This is a genomic window from Paenarthrobacter sp. YJN-5, from assembly GCF_015040095.1.
Lineage (GTDB): Bacteria > Actinomycetota > Actinomycetes > Actinomycetales > Micrococcaceae > Arthrobacter > Arthrobacter ureafaciens.
In genome coordinates this window covers 556,635-571,988 of the sequence record NZ_CP053544.1, presented here as the reverse complement: position 1 = coordinate 571,988, position 15,354 = coordinate 556,635, and the positions used below count along the sequence as shown (strand labels likewise).

12 protein-coding genes are annotated in these 15,354 nt (G+C 64.2%); 9 read left to right on the top strand and 3 right to left on the bottom strand.

Annotated features, from left to right (window positions below; genetic code table 11):
* Positions 1-13 precede the first annotated feature (13 nt).
* On the top strand, positions 14-1,537 hold the full coding sequence (gene araA, locus HMI59_RS02675; RefSeq protein WP_193592713.1) for an L-arabinose isomerase: 1,524 nt from the start codon (positions 14-16) through the stop codon (positions 1,535-1,537).
* Positions 1,534-2,430, top strand: coding sequence for an aldose 1-epimerase family protein (locus HMI59_RS02670; protein WP_193592712.1), 897 nt, complete (start codon positions 1,534-1,536; stop codon positions 2,428-2,430). The genes araA and HMI59_RS02670 overlap by 4 nt, the downstream gene beginning before the upstream one ends.
* A gap of 58 nt (positions 2,431-2,488) precedes the next feature.
* Here HMI59_RS02670 and HMI59_RS02665 read toward each other — a convergent pair whose 3' ends face one another.
* Positions 2,489-3,505, bottom strand: a complete 1,017-nt coding sequence (locus HMI59_RS02665; RefSeq protein ID WP_193592711.1) for a LacI family DNA-binding transcriptional regulator — start codon at positions 3,503-3,505, stop codon at positions 2,489-2,491.
* A gap of 127 nt (positions 3,506-3,632) precedes the next feature.
* On the opposite strand from HMI59_RS02665, the gene HMI59_RS02660 reads away from it, so the two are divergent.
* The 6 genes from HMI59_RS02660 to HMI59_RS02635 all read left to right on the top strand — a co-directional run bounded on the left by HMI59_RS02660 (position 3,633) and on the right by HMI59_RS02635 (position 10,250).
* Entirely contained in the window at positions 3,633-3,995 is a 363-nt protein-coding gene (locus tag HMI59_RS02660; protein ID WP_062098277.1) for an L-rhamnose mutarotase, read from the top strand.
* The gene (gene rhaI, locus HMI59_RS02655) at positions 3,992-5,158 is read left to right on the top strand and encodes an L-rhamnose isomerase (protein WP_021474159.1); all 1,167 of its coding nucleotides are present in this window, start codon (positions 3,992-3,994) and stop codon (positions 5,156-5,158) included. Before HMI59_RS02660 ends, rhaI begins: the two co-directional genes overlap by 4 nt.
* Before the next feature lie 6 nt (positions 5,159-5,164).
* Complete coding sequence (locus tag HMI59_RS02650; RefSeq protein ID WP_193592710.1) at positions 5,165-7,198, top strand: bifunctional aldolase/short-chain dehydrogenase; 2,034 nt, start codon at positions 5,165-5,167, stop codon at positions 7,196-7,198.
* Positions 7,195-8,679 (top strand): rhamnulokinase family protein, encoded by a 1,485-nt coding sequence (locus HMI59_RS02645; RefSeq protein WP_193592709.1) that lies wholly within the window; start codon positions 7,195-7,197, stop codon positions 8,677-8,679. Before HMI59_RS02650 ends, HMI59_RS02645 begins: the two co-directional genes overlap by 4 nt.
* Positions 8,680-8,705: 26 nt before the next feature.
* On the top strand, positions 8,706-9,137 hold the full coding sequence (gene panD, locus HMI59_RS02640) for an aspartate 1-decarboxylase (protein ID WP_170828595.1): 432 nt from the start codon (positions 8,706-8,708) through the stop codon (positions 9,135-9,137).
* Between the two features lie 186 nt (positions 9,138-9,323).
* The gene (locus tag HMI59_RS02635; RefSeq protein ID WP_193592708.1) at positions 9,324-10,250 is read left to right on the top strand and encodes an AEC family transporter; all 927 of its coding nucleotides are present in this window, start codon (positions 9,324-9,326) and stop codon (positions 10,248-10,250) included.
* Positions 10,251-10,319: 69 nt separating this feature from the next.
* On the opposite strand, the gene HMI59_RS02630 is transcribed toward HMI59_RS02635, so the two are convergent.
* Both HMI59_RS02630 and HMI59_RS02625 read right to left on the bottom strand, forming a co-directional pair.
* Complete coding sequence (locus HMI59_RS02630) at positions 10,320-12,956, bottom strand: trehalase-like domain-containing protein (protein ID WP_193592707.1); 2,637 nt, start codon at positions 12,954-12,956, stop codon at positions 10,320-10,322.
* 90 nt (positions 12,957-13,046) lie between these two features.
* Positions 13,047-14,036, bottom strand: coding sequence for an LLM class flavin-dependent oxidoreductase (locus HMI59_RS02625; RefSeq protein WP_193592706.1), 990 nt, complete (start codon positions 14,034-14,036; stop codon positions 13,047-13,049).
* Between the two features lie 267 nt (positions 14,037-14,303).
* On the opposite strand from HMI59_RS02625, the gene HMI59_RS02620 reads away from it, so the two are divergent.
* Complete coding sequence (locus HMI59_RS02620) at positions 14,304-15,290, top strand: ABC transporter substrate-binding protein (protein ID WP_193592705.1); 987 nt, start codon at positions 14,304-14,306, stop codon at positions 15,288-15,290.
* Positions 15,291-15,354 lie beyond the last annotated feature (64 nt).

Genomic DNA, 15,354 nt, shown 5'->3' with positions numbered 1-15,354 from the left:
TCAGGAGAACCCCATGCCCCACAGCACTTCGCCCCACAGCACCTCCCTCGACCAGTACGAAGTCTGGTTCCTCACGGGCAGCCAGCACCTCTACGGGGAGGACGTCCTCAAACAGGTCGCAGCCCAGTCCCGCGACATTGCCGACGCCCTGAATGCCAACGTTCCGGTCAAGCTCGTGTGGAAGCCCGTCCTCACCGACTCGGACGCCATCCGCCGGACAGCCCTTGAAGCCAACTCGGACGACTCCGTGATCGGTGTGACCGCGTGGATGCACACGTTCAGCCCGGCCAAAATGTGGATCCAGGGCCTGGACGCCCTCCGCAAACCGCTCCTGCACCTGCACACCCAGGCCAATCGGGACCTGCCATGGGCGGACATCGATTTCGACTTCATGAACCTCAACCAGGCAGCCCACGGCGACCGCGAATTCGGGTACATCCAGTCCCGCCTCGGCGTGCCGCGGAAGACCGTCGTCGGGCATGTCTCCAACCCTGAGGTGGCGCGCCAGGTGGCCGCGTGGCAGCGGGCCTCCGCCGGTTGGGCGGCGGTCCGGAACCTGAAGCTGACGCGGTTCGGCGACAACATGCGCAACGTCGCCGTCACTGAAGGCGACAAGACCGAGGCCGAACTCCGCTTCGGCGTCTCGGTCAACACCTGGTCCGTCAACGAACTCGCCGACGCTGTCCACGCCGCGGAAGAGTCCGACGTCGACGCCCTGGTTGCCGAGTACGAGCACCTTTACGAGGTGGCTGACGAGCTGAAAGCCGGTGGCGCCCGCCACGAGTCCCTCCGCTACAGCGCCCGGATCGAGCTGGGCCTCCGAAGCTTCCTTGAGGCCAACGGCTCGGCCGCGTTCACCACATCGTTCGAGGACCTGGGCGAACTCCGCCAACTCCCCGGCATGGCAGTGCAACGGCTCATGGCCGACGGCTACGGGTTCGGGGCCGAGGGCGACTGGAAGACCGCCATCCTGGTCCGCGCCGCAAAGGTCATGGGATCCGGGCTTCCCGGCGGTGCCTCGCTGATGGAGGACTACACCTACCACCTGGAACCGGGCAGCGAAAAGATCCTCGGCGCCCACATGCTTGAAGTCTGCCCGTCCCTGACCGCGAAAAAGCCGCGCGTGGAGATCCACCCGCTTGGTATTGGCGGCAAGGAGGACCCCGTCCGGATGGTGTTCGACACCGACGCCTCGTCCGGCGTCGTCGTTGCGCTGTCCGACATGCGCGACCGGTTCCGCCTGGTCGCGAACGCCGTGGACGTCGTCGACCTTGACCAGCCGCTGCCCAACCTCCCGGTTGCCCGCGCGCTGTGGGAGCCCAAGCCGGACTTCGCCACCTCGGCCGCCGCGTGGCTCACCGCCGGAGCGGCGCACCACACGGTATTGTCCACGCAGGTAGGTATGGACGTGTTCGAGGACTTCGCCGAAATCGCCCATACCGAACTCCTCACCATCGACGAAAGCACCACCATCAGACAGTTCAAGAAGGAACTCGCTTGGAACGCGGCGTACTACAAACTGGCAGGCGGCCTGTGAGCACGGAATTCACCCTTGAAGCCGGCGGTTACAAGGCCGTCGTGACGGAACACGCTGCGGCCTTGCGGGTGCTGCAGTTCCGCGGCCGGGACTTGGTGGTTCAGTTCCCGGAAGGGGGCCCCATCCCCGATTACCGGGGCATCATCGCCGCGCCGTGGCCCAACAGGATCGAAGACGGCCAGTACACCTTCGACGGCGTCACCCACCAGCTCCCCGTCAATGAACCCGAGCGTGCCGCTTCTTTGCATGGCCTCGCCTTCCCGCTCGACTGGGCTGCGAAGGAGCACGACGCCGGTTCGGTCACCCTGACGTGCGTGGTGGGACCAACCGACGGCTACCCCTTCGTGTTGGAACTCACGGCCCAGTACGCCTTGGATGAAAACGGGCTGCACAGCACGGTCAGCGCCATGAACATCGGGGAGTCCGCAGCTCCCTACGGCGTGTGTCCGCATCCGTACCTGGTGGCCGGCACATCGTCACTGGACGAATGGATCCTCGAAGTCCCCGCAGCCACGTTCCTTGAGGTGACGCCGGACCGGCTCCTCCCTGTTGCGCTGGCATCGGTGGAGGGTCATGAGTTCGACTTCCGCTCGCCCCGCGCGATCGGCGCCACCGAGATCGACCACGCGTTCACGGAGATAACGTTCGACGGCGGGTCGGCGCGCCTGTCGCTACGGGACCCTGCGGGCACCGGCGTCGGAATGGCCTGGGACGAACGCTGCCCGTGGCTGCAGATTCACACGGCGGACAAGCCGGCTCCCCTGCCCAACCGGATCGGACTGGCCGTGGAGCCCATGACGTGCCCGCCGGATGCCTTCAACAGCGGCACGGACCTGATCCGCCTGGAACCGGGCGCCACCCACTCCGCGTCCTGGAGCATCTACTCCCTGTAAACCCAACTGGGTCGCATTTGTGCGCGTTTTGAACGTTCAAAACGCGCACAAATGCGACCTACTTGGGTGCGCCGGCGGTACTTTGGCGCACCACGAGTTCGGGCGTGAAGACGACGGCGCGGTGCTTGGTTCCGCCGCTCTCCTGCTCTTCGGCGAGAAGCTCGACGGCGGTCCGGCCCAGCGCCTCGGTGGGCTGCCGGATGGAGGACAAAGGCACGACGGCGGAGACGGCGAAGTCGATGTCGTCGTAACCGATCAAGGCGATGTCTTCGGGGATTCTCACCGTTCGCAGCATGGTCAGTGACTGCATGACGCCTAGGGCGAGGAGGTCGTTGGAGCAGAAGACGGCTTCGGGACGTTCCTCCGGCGAGCGCTCCACCAGGCTGTTGCCCACTTGGCGCCCGGCAAGGACGGTTTGGCCGGCAGAATCCAGTACTTCCATGGACGCATCGGATTCTTCGGCGACCGCACGCTGCGCGCCCTTGAGGCGGTGGGCCACCTGGCGAATGGACGGGGTACCAACAAAAGCCAGACGACGGCGGCCGATGTCCAGCAGGTGCCGGGCAGCCAGGTAACCGCCTTCCTCATCGTCGACGGAGACTGAGCTGCAGCGATCGCTGTCGGCGAGCTGATCCACCAGCACCGTGGGCACGCCGCGTTCCCGCAAGGTATCGATCCGGGCCGTGACATCCCCTACGGGCGAGATCAGGAGTCCTTGGACGCGCTGTTCCTGGAAGAGGTCCATGTAGTGGGCTTCGCGGGCAGCGTCTTGGCCACTGTCCCCCACCAGGACCACGCTTCCGAGCGCGGTGGCCGCATCTTCGGCGGCCCGGGCCACTGAAGAGAAGAAGGGGTTGCCGACATCGAGGACCACCAAGCCGATGGTTCGGCTCTGGCCGGCGCGCAACTGGCGTGCAGCGTCATTGCGCACGAATCCGAGCTCGGCAATGGATTTGAGAACGCGCTCCTTGGTCCGCTGCGAGACCCGGTCCGGGTAATTCAGCACGTTGGACACGGTGCCCACGGCAACCTTGGCGTGGATGGCAACATCTTTGATGCTGGCTGTTTGGGACATGCTTTCCGGTCTCCCCCGTCGTCTTGTCCGGCTATATGAACGCCCTTGACACCCCCTTCCTTGCGAGGGTAATTTGAATCGTAACAAATGAAACGATTCAAAACCGAGTAACCCCGGAGAACCGCAGATGAGGGTATGTTTCCGCTCCTCAGTTCAGCCCGAACTGATGGATGAGTACAGGCGCCGGCACGCAGCTGTCTGGCCGGAGATGCTTCGCGCATTGAAGGACGCCGGATGGAACAACTACTCACTGTTCCTTGCTCCGGACGGGCAGCTCATCGGCTACCTGGAATGCGAGGACTACGCGGACGCTCAGGCCCGCATGGCCCTCACCGAGGTCAACGCCCGTTGGCAAGCCGACATGGCAACCCTCTTCGCGAACAGCGACGTACCGCCGGATGAGGGATTCGAAATCCTCGACGAAGTTTTCAACCTTGAAGACCAACTGGCTGCGGCCAGTCACAGCACCCACCAGAAGGAAGAAGCATGAACACCACGGAATCGGCCCTGGGCCGCTTGGGAGAACTGGCCATCGAAGTGCCGTCCTGGGCCTACGGAAATTCGGGGACCCGGTTCAAGGTCTTCGGCACCCCGGGGACCCCGCGCACCGTGCAGGAAAAGATCGCCGACGCCGCCAAGGTTCACGAGCTTACGGGCCTGGCGCCCACTGTTGCGCTGCACATCCCGTGGGACAAGGTGGACGATTACTCCGCTTTGCGTTCGTATGCAGAGGACCTGGGGATTGGCCTGGGCACCATCAACTCCAATACGTTCCAGGATGACGAGTACAAGTTCGGCTCCCTGACCTCGTCCAACGAGGCCGTACGCCGCAGGGCCATCGAGCACCACTTGGAGTGCATCCAGATCATGCACGCCACCGGGTCAAAGGATCTGAAGATCTGGCTGGCCGATGGCACCAACTACCCTGGCCAGGACGACATGCGGGGCCGTCAGGACCGCTTGGCCGACTCGCTTCAGGAAATCTACGCCGCCCTGGGTGATGAGCAGCGCCTGGTGTTGGAGTACAAGTTCTTCGAACCGGCTTTCTACCACACCGATGTTCCGGACTGGGGTACCTCGTACGCGCAGACCCTGGCCCTGGGTGAGAAGGCGTTCGTGTGCCTGGACACCGGCCACCACGCCCCGGGGACCAACATCGAGTTCATCGTGATGCAGCTCCTGCGCCTGGGCAAGCTGGGCTCGTTCGACTTCAACTCCCGCTTCTACGCCGATGACGATCTCATTGTGGGCGCGGCTGATCCGTTCCAGCTCTTCCGCATCATGCACGAGGTCATCCGTGGCGGCGGCTTCGGGAAGGATTCCGGTGTCGCGTTGATGCTGGACCAGTGCCACAACCTGGAAGAGAAGATCCCGGGCCAGATCCGCTCGGTGCTCAACGTGCAGGAAATGACTGCCCGCGCCCTGCTGGTGGACACCGCTGCGCTGAACGAGGCGCAGCGTGCCGGGGATGTCCTGGCAGCCAACAGCATCTTCAACGATGCCTTCTACACCGATGTCCGTCCGGCCCTTGCCGAGTGGCGTGAATCCCGCGGCCTGCCCGCCGACCCGATCGCTGCCTACAAGGCCAGCGGCTACCAGAAGAAGATCAACGAGGACCGCGCAGGCGGCCAGCAAGCCGGATGGGGCGCATAAGTAGCCATGAACAAGACTGTTGAAGACCTGATCACCCGTTCCAACCGCCTCGGCGCGGACAAGCGGAACACCAACTTCGCCGGCGGCAACACCTCGGCCAAGGGTTTCGAGAAGGACCCCGTGACCGGCCAGGACGTTGAACTCCTCTGGGTTAAGGGCTCCGGCGGCGACCTGGGCACCCTGAAGGCCGAAAACCTCGCAGTACTTCGGCTCGACCGGCTCCAGGCGCTCAAGTCCGTTTACCCCGGCGTCGAGCGTGAAGACGAGATGGTGGCCGCGTTCGATTACTGCCTGCACGGCAAGGGCGGCGCAGCACCGTCGATCGATACCGCCATGCACGGCCTCGTGGACGCAGCCCACGTTGACCACCTGCATCCGGACTCGGGCATCGCCATTGCGACGGCGGTGGACGGTGAAGCGCTGACGTCGAAGATCTTCGGCGACAAGGTGGTGTGGGTTCCCTGGCGCCGACCCGGCTTCCAGCTCGGTTTGGACATCGCCGCGATCAAGGAAGCCAACCCGCAGGCCGTCGGCACCATCCTGGGCGGCCACGGCATCACCGCCTGGGGCGCCACCAGCGAAGAAGCCGAAGCGAACTCCCTCTGGATCCTCGACCAGGCCGAGAAGTACATCGGAGAGAACGGCAAAACCGAGCCATTCGGCCCCGCCCTCCCCGGCTACGGCGCCCTGCCGGAGAAGGAGCGCCGCGCCAAGGCGGCGGCCCTGGCCCCCGTGATCCGCGGCCTGGCCTCCACGGACAAACCGCAGCTGGGGCACTTCAGCGATGACGCCGTCGTGCTTGACTTCCTCGCCTCCACCGAGCATCCACGCCTCGGCGCACTCGGCACGTCCTGCCCGGACCACTTCCTCCGGACCAAGGTCAAGCCCCTCATCCTGGACCTGCCCGCGGACGCGTCCATCGAAGAGTCCGTGGCCCGCCTGAAGGAACTGCACGCTGAATACCGCGAGGATTACCAGGCGTACTACGACCGGCACGCCGTCGCTGATTCACCTGCGTTGCGCGGCGCGGACCCGGCGATCGTGCTCATCCCCGGGGTGGGTATGTTCTCCTTCGGTAAGGACAAGCAGACCGCCCGCGTGGCCGGGGAGTTCTATCTCAACGCCATCAACGTCATGCGCGGCGCCGAGGCGATCTCCAGCTACGCCCCGATCGAGGAATCCGAGAAGTTCCGCATCGAGTACTGGGCACTGGAGGAAGCCAAGCTCGCCCGGATGCCCAAGCCCAAGTCCCACGCGACCCGCATCGCACTGGTCACCGGCGCGGCTTCCGGCATCGGGAAGGCGATCGCCACCCGATTGGCGTCCGACGGCGCGTGCGTAGTGATTGCCGACCTGAACCTTGAGAACGCCCAAGCCGTCGCCGAGGAACTGGGCGGTCCCGACGTCGCCATCGGCGTCCAGGCCGACGTGACCAACGAAGCCCAGATCAACGCCGCCATCGCCGAAGCCGTGCTCGCCTTCGGTGGCCTGGACCTGGTGGTCAACAACGCCGGCCTGTCCATTTCCAAGCCGCTGCTCGAAACCACCGAGAAGGACTGGGACCTGCAGCACAACGTCATGGCCAAGGGATCGTTCCTCGTCTCCAAGGCCGCAGCGAAGGTCATGATTGACCAGGGCCTGGGCGGAGACATCATCTACATCTCCTCCAAGAACTCCGTGTTCGCCGGACCCAACAACATCGCCTACTCCGCCACCAAAGCCGACCAAGCCCACCAGGTCCGGCTCCTCGCTGCAGAGCTGGGCGACCACGGCATCCGCGTCAACGGCATCAACCCCGACGGCGTGGTCCGCGGCTCCGGCATCTTCGCCGGCGGCTGGGGCGCCAAACGCGCAGCGGTCTACGGCGTGGACGAGGAAAAGCTGGGCGAGTACTACGCCCAGCGCACCCTCCTCAAGCGCGAAGTCCTCCCCGAACACGTGGCCAACGCCGCAGCCGTGCTCACCAGCAACGAACTCTCCCACACCACCGGCCTGCACATTCCCGTGGACGCCGGCGTCGCAGCAGCGTTCCTCCGATGAGCACTGCATTTGGCGATATCGACGGCGGGCGGCCCACCTCCGGTGTGTTCGCCGCCGTCGATATCGGCGCGTCCTCCGGCCGCGTCATGCTGGGCCGCGTCTGCCCCTCCACAGGCGCGACGCTGGAGACCGTGCACCGTTTCCCCAACGGAGTGGTGGAGCTCGACGGCGGACTCCGCTGGGATTTCGACGCCCTCTTCGCTGAGGTACTTGGAGGCCTCCGCACGGCCGCGACTGTGGCAGCCGGAAACGGTGAGCGGATTCAAAGCATCGGCATCGACACCTGGGCCGTGGACTACGGGCTGGTGGACGCTTCCGGGAAACTGATCGCCCCACCGTACAGCTACCGGGACGAACGAAGCCGTTCCGCCGTGGCGCGCGTGCACGCGCTCATCCCACCGGAGCAGCAGTACGCCACCACCGGCCTGCAGTTCCTGCAGTTCAACACCATCTACCAGCTAGCCACCGAGCAGGACCTCGACGGTGTGCAGGCACTGCTCATCCCGGACCTGATCGCTTTCATGCTGACCGGGCAGCGTCGGACCGAGGCAACGAATGCCTCCACCACCGGGATGTTTGATGCGGTGACGGAGGAATGGGCCACGGAATTCCTGGATGTACTGGGGCTTCCGCGGGACATCTTCCCGCCACTGATCCAGCCGGGCGAATCTTACGGAACCCTGCGGCCGGACATCGCCTCACAGCTGGGCATGCCTTCCGGTACCCCCGTGGTTGCCGTGGGCTCGCATGACACCGCCTCGGCTGTTGCCGCAGTCCCTGTCGAGCAGGAAGAGTTCGCCTATATCTCCTCCGGAACGTGGTCCCTGGTGGGCCTGGAGCTGAAGCACCCCGTGCTCTCCAAAGAAAGCCGGGCCGCGAACTTCACCAACGAACGTGGAGTCGACGGGACCATCAGGTACCTGCGCAACGTGGGCGGGCTCTGGCTACTGAGCGAGTGCCAGCGCACCTGGGCAGCCCAGGGATTCGCCCAATCACTCCCCGCACTGCTGGACGCGGCTGCCGCCCTGCCTCCTGGCGGACCGCAGATCAATGCCGAAGACCCCGCTTTCACCGCACCGGACAACATGCCAGAACGCATCCGCTCAGCCGTGCGGCACAACGGTGACGTGCTCCCCGACCGTCCGGCCTCCGTCGTGCGTTGCATCATGGACAGCCTTGCCGCAGGTTACGCCCGGACCCTCAACGACGCCGAACGCCTCACCGGCCGTACCGCCGGCGTGGTGCACGTGGTGGGTGGCGGATCGCAAAACAGGCTGCTCTGCCAACTGACAGCGAATGCCACGGGCAGGCCGGTGGTCGCCGGGCCGGTTGAGGCCACGGCCCTGGGCAACGTGCTGGTCCAAGCCCGCGCCGCCGGCGTGGTGATCGGCGGGTTGACGGAATTGCGGGCGCTTGTTGCGTCAGGGACGGAACTGGTGAGGTACGAGCCCGGAACGTCTCCTACGTCACAGCGGCCATGAAGCCCCCGCGCTAAACTGAACGCATTATGATCCGCACAATGTTCAAGTCCAAGATTCACCGTGCCACGGTGACCCACGCCGATCTCCACTACGTCGGTTCGGTCACCGTCGATCTGGACCTTCTGGACGCCGCCGACATTCTTCCCGGCGAACTCGTGTCCATCGTGGACATCACCAACGGTGCCCGCCTGGAGACGTACACCATCGCCGGCGAGCGCGGATCAGGGGTCATCGGCATCAACGGTGCCGCAGCCCATCAGGTCCATGTGGGCGACCTCGTCATCCTCATCACTTATGCGGAGATGACTACTGAAGAAGCCAGGTCCTACGAGCCCAAGGTGGTTCACGTGGGGAAGGAAAACCAGATCCTGCAGCTCGGCAACGATCCCGCCGAGGCCCACACACCCGGACTGATGCGGCCCCCGCATGCCTTGAACAACGCGGCTCACCTTAGCTGAACCAGCCACAGACCAAACCTCGACGGCGGCACTCACACTGAGTGCCGCCGTCGGCGTCTGCGCGCGTGAGTGGGCCCTCGAGTGGGTGCGTCCGGATAACGGACCTCAGCACTGAAAACGCTTACCCGTGAATAAATCTGATTAGGCTTAAGGCGTGATCCACATTTACCCAGCCTGTCCCCCGCCATGATCGGAGTCTTGTCCGGGTTCTTCGTGGTGTGGGCCATCATCCTGGTGGGAATGTTCGTGGGGCGCCGAAACATCCTCGGTGACAACGCGAGATCCGTGCTCAGTTCGCTGACGTTCTTCGTCGCCAGCCCTGCCTTGCTGTTCGAAACGTTGAGCAAAGCCAAGCTTCACGAGGTCTTCGCCGCGCCGCTGCTGGTGACGGCAGTGGGAGCGACCATCACGGGGCTCCTGTTTTTCCTGATTGCGAAGTTCTGGCTGAAGCGCAGCCTTCCTGAATCGCTCATGTCCTCGATGAGTTCGTCTTTGGCCAACTCGGCCAACCTTGGCATTCCCATTGCCGTGTTTGTTCTGGGCGACGCCAGCTATGTGGCCCCGTTGCTCATCTTCCAACTGGCATTTTTCACGCCCATGTATTTGATGGCGTTGGATGCGAGCACCAGCAACCATCGCACCACTCCCCTGCGGTTCGTCCTGATGATCATCAGGAATCCGATGATCGTGGGATCCGCATTGGGCCTAGTGGTGGCTGGCACCGGCTTTCAAGTCCCCCAACTGGTTCTCGAGCCGATCCATTTGATTGGCGGGGCGGCGATTCCGGCCATGTTGATGGCTTTCGGTATGAGCCTGAACGGTTCCAAGCCGCTGCAAAAGTCCGGGGGCCGTCGCTTGGACACCCTGCTGGCCAGCGCGTTCAAGCTGCTGGTGCATCCCCTGATCGCGTATGTGTTTGCCCGCTTCGCCTTGAACATGGACGGCCATGCGCTGTTCGCGGTGGTGGTGACCTCTGCCCTGCCGACAGCACAGAACGTGTTCGTTGCCGCCAACCGATACCAGGCCGGCATCACCGTAGCGAAGGACACCGTCCTGCTCACAACCATCGTGGCTGTTCCCGCGATGATCGCCGTGGCGTTGTTGCTCGCCTAGTCCCCCAACTGGATCGCAATTGTGCGCGTTTAGCGGCGTGTAAACGCGCACAACTGCGACCTGGATGGGCTAGTCGACGTCCGCCGTCGCCAAATTGAGTTCCAGGAGTTGGGCGCAGCGGATAAACCCCAGATGCGAGTAGGCCTGGGGGTGGTTGCCAAGGTGGGTCTCCGTGCCGGGATCGTATTCCTCCGGCAACAACCCCGTTGGACCGAACAAGGCGACCAGGCGGTTGAAGAGCTCCAAGGCATCGTCCAAGCGGCCCACTGCGAGGTAAGCCTCGATCAGCCAGGTGGTACAGATGTGGAAGCCACCCTCCAAGCCCGGCAGGCCGTCGTCGTACCTGTACCGGAAGACTGTGGGCCCCACGCGCAGTTCCCGTTCCACTGCGGTGACCGTATCCAGGAAGCGCTGGTCGTGGACATCCAGCAGGCCGGACAATCCAATGTGCAGCACTGCGGCGTCCAGGTCGGGGCTGTCATAGGCCACCGTGTAGGACGCAACGGAAGAATCCCACCCTTCCCGCAGGACTTCTTCACGGATGGTCTCAGCGGTGCCCGCCCAATCGGCATGCGGCACCCGACCATGCAAACCCGCCGTGCGAACAGCACGATCCAGGGTGACCCAACACATGACCTTGCTGTAGACATGGTGCCGGGGCGGTTTGCGGGCCTCCCAGATTCCATGGTCCGGCTCGTGCCATCGTGCAATGACGGCGTGGGCCATCTGCTCCATGAGGAACCAGTGGTCATCCGGCAGTAACCCCCGCCGTTCCGCTAGGTCATGAATCACTTCCGCAATGGGACCGAACACGTCCAACTGAACCTGGTGGTCAGCCGCGTTGCCGATCCTGACCGGGCGCGAACCGGCATACCCCGGCAGGCTGTCCACGATTGCCTCGGTGGAAAGCGGCGCCCCGGTCACCGAATACAACGGGTGCAGCCACTCGGGCCCCGGGGCGTTCTCCAGGATCCGCCCCAGCCAGCCGAGGAAGCCCACCGCTTCCTCCGTGGACCCGAGGCCCACCAACGCATTCACGGTCATCGAGGCATCACGGAGCCAGCAGTAGCGGTAGTCCCAGTTCCGCGTACCGCCGATCCCCTCCGGAAGCGACGTGGTGGGCGCGGCAAGGACAGCCCCGGTGGGCTGGTGGACCAAGGACTTCAGAACGAGCGCCGAGCGCCTCACCAGTGAAGTCTTGATGGCCGGCAACCGGAGCGATTTGACCCACTCCCTGGAGGACTGCCCGACGGCGGCGCGCCTGGCCGGTTCTCCGTCCGGATCCGGAGGGGCGGATTCTGTATCACCGCAGCGCAAATTGAGCACAACCGGCCCGGACCCCAGATATACCTCCGCGGTGGCAGTTGCGTGCCGGCTGTCACTGGTGATGGTGAACTCAACGCCCGGCGCGGACAGGATGATGGGATCCGAGGTGCCCACAACGTGGATCTCATCGCCGCGGATCTCCATGTTGAAGGGAGCGCTGGCGTAGTCCGGGCGCGGAGCGAAGACCACCCTGGCCGTGCCGGTTCCGGACAGGACCCTGACCAGGCTGGTGATGCCGTCCGGTGCCGGTTCGAGGTAGTCGGTCACGGTGACATCGGCCCAACGGGTCTCCACGATCATGGTGTTGTCCACGTAACGCTGCGCGAGGACCGCAGAGGGTTTCACGGGCTCGATGCTGAAGTGACCCGCCGGCTCGCCACCGAGGATGTGTGCGAACAAGGACCCGGAATCGGGCAGCGGGTGACTCATCCAGCAAACCTTCGCATCCGGGGTGAGCAACGCCGTGGAGGTGCCGTTCCCAATCATCGAGTGCCGCTCCAGACCAACGGCGTCCTCACCAAAGAGCCACGACCGCCGCAGTTCGAACAACAAAGCCAGCACCCTCGCGAAGGCTTCCGGGTCCGGAATGGTGTGTGCCGCCGCCGTGTCTCCCGGCCCGACGTGCAAGCCAAGGTCCGGTCCGCGCAGCGTGGCGAGCGCCCGTTCGTCGCTCTCGGCGTCCCCGGCGTAGAGAGCGGCAGTGACGCCCAAACGGGATCGGAGCTGTTCAAGTGCCTTGCCCTTGGCAGGTTCTTCCACCGTGAGGTCCAGGACGGTGCCGTCGACGATGAAGTAGAGGCCGTACTGGATGGCAATGTGCTGCGCCTTATACGTCACGCGTTCCACCACATCCTGCGTGGCGGGGCGGGTGCGGACCGCCACTCCTACGGGTTTGCGGACTATGCTGACGCCCTTTTCGAAGCCAACGGCCTCACTCAACGCCGTAGCCACCTCATGCAGCAGGTTTTCGGTGGCAAGGGATTGCCCGTAGGCGAATCCCATGTCGAATTCGACTCCATGGGACCCCACCAAATGCACCTCCGCCGGCAACCGGGAAACGGCAGCCAGGTCCCTCAAAGACCGCCCGGAGATAATGCCTGCATGCGTGTTGGGAAGCGCCGCCAGCGCACGCAGTGCCACTGCCGCGCTGTCCAAGGGCAACGTCTCATTGGAAACGCCTTCGGCCTCACACAGCGTGCCGCCGTAATTGCAGGCCACCAAAAGGCCCGGAACCCTGGACAGGACTTTGAGGTCAGCCATCAACTCCGGGGTGATCCCTTGGTCCTCCTGGGGACGGACAAAGGAACGGAGTAAACCAAGCGGCAACGAGTTCATCAAGAGCGCCGAATCGGCAACTGACTGGTTCAACGGCGTCGGCATGGCGGTTCCTTCCGGAGTGGATAGGAATAGTTTCCGCCCGAAGGGTTTCCCTCGTATAGCTCTGTAATTGCGTATGTGTAAAAGGAGGTCCTAGGCCGGGACCAGACCCGCCACCCCGGCCACCAACTCGACCGACCGCAGCCGCTCCTGAGTCCCCACGCTCTGGTGCGCAACGATCAGTTCATCCGCGTCCGCATGCTTGGCGAATTCGTCCAAGTATTCCCGCACAACGTCGGGGGTTCCCACGGCGGAGAACTTCATCATCTGGGCGATGTGCTGCCCCTGCGGGGAGTCAAGGACCATATCCGCCTCGTCGTCCGTGAACTCGCGTCCGCCGCCAAAAAACAGGGCCACCCTGGCACGCTTCACGGCGAGGTGGATTGCCTGGGCTTCTGCGTTGGTGTCAGCCGCTGTCACGTTGACGCCGGCAATGACGTAGGGCTCGGACAGTTGCTCGGAGGGCTTGAAGTCGCGGCGGTAGATAGCCACTGCGTCGCGCAGGGCGGCGGGCGCAAAGTGTGAAGCGAACGCGTACGGCAGTCCCAGCCGGGCAGCCAGCTGCGCACCGAAAAGCGAGGAGCCCAGAATGTACAGCGGCACGTTGGTTCCCTTGCCCGGAGTCGCCTCCACGCCTTGGATCCGGGTAGGACCCGTGAGGTAACCCTGAAGTTCCAGGACGTCCTGCGGGAACGAGTCGGCAGACATGTGATCGCGCCGCAAAGCACGCATGGTGTTTTGGTCGCTGCCCGGAGCACGGCCCAGGCCGAGGTCGATGCGGCCCGGGTGGAGTGTTTCCAGCGTCCCGAATTGTTCGGCGATGGTCAGCGGCGAATGGTTGGGCAGCATGATGCCGCCTGCCCCCAACCGAATGCTGTTGGTGTGCGCTGCCACGTGGGCGATCAGCACGCTGGTGGCGGATGAGGCGATGGCGGACATGTTGTGGTGTTCGGCGTACCAAACCCGGCGATATCCCAGCTCTTCCGCCTTCTGCGCCATGGCCACACTGCCCGCGAGGCTTTCCGCCACTGTCTGGCCCTTCCCGATGGTTGCCAGGTCGAGGATGGAAAGAGGAACAGTCACAGGGGTACCGGCCTTTCGGAGTTGTTCGCGTCGGCCCGTTGGCGGGCACTTAAGCGACAACGACGGCGTCGCCCGCCTTATTTCTGTGAGTTACGTCGCGGTTCTCCAAAGCGTCCAAAATCCCCCGGTTTGTGACCGGGCGGGACGCGTGATTAACGGCTGTGACCCCCTGTATCTCCGCGTTTCGCAGCGCTTTGACCGCTCTTTGCGCCCTACCGGATAGTGGCAGCGACAAGTACGCATCGAACTTCACCCAAGGGGGTACCCATGGCACGATTCGCAGCCAAGACCGGCCTTACCGCGGCACTGGCCGCCACCACTCTGTTGGGCCTCGCGGCCTGCTCGGATCCCGGCGCGACGGCGGCAACCGGCCCGGGCTCGACCAGCAGTTCCGCGAGCGCCGCGTCCAAGCAATTCAACCTCTCACCGGAACAGGACCGGATCAAGGTTGAGGTGGATTCCGCGGCAGCGGCCCAGGTTCCCGATGCCATTAAGGCTGATGGCAAGCTCACGGTGGTGACTACCGGCGGAACCCCTCCCCTGAGTCTTTTCGCCTCCGACAACAAGACCCTCATCGGCAGCGAGGTGGATATCGCCTACGCCGTGGGCGGGACCTTGGGCCTTGAGGTGGAAGTCCTGCCGGTGGCGTGGGCCGATTGGCCGCTGGGCGTGGAGTCCGGCAAGTACGAGGCCGTGCTTTCCAACGTGACAGTCACTGAGGCCCGTAAGGAGAAGTTTGACTTCGCCACCTACCGCAATGACCTCCTGGGGTTCTATGCCAAGAGCGATTCGGACATCTCCCAGGTCAAGGAAGCCAAGGACGTAGCCGGAAAACGCATCATCGTGGGTTCCGGTACCAACCAGGAAGCCATCCTGGTCCGTTGGGACGAGGAGAACAAGAAGAACGGCCTGGAGCCCGTTGATTTCCAGTATTACGACGACGACTCCGCCTCCCAGCTTGCCCTCCAGTCCGGCCGTGCGGACCTCACGTTCGGCCCCAACGCCTCAGCGGCCTACAAGGCTGCGCAGGACGGCAAGACCAAGCAGGTAGGAACGGTTGACGGTGGGTGGCCCCTGAAAGCGGAGATCGCCTTCACCACCAAGAAAGGCAATGGCCTGGCCGTCGCTGCCCGGACTGCCCTGAACAAGCTGATCAAGGACGGCAACTACGGCAAGATCCTCGACCGCTGGGGCCTTTCCTCCGAAGCCATCCCGGCTTCGGAACTGAACCCGGCAGGCCTGCCCAAGAAGTAGCAGGGCACGGTGGTTCCGGGCCCTGCGAAGGGTATGCAAACCTGCGTAGCCGCGGACGGCAGCC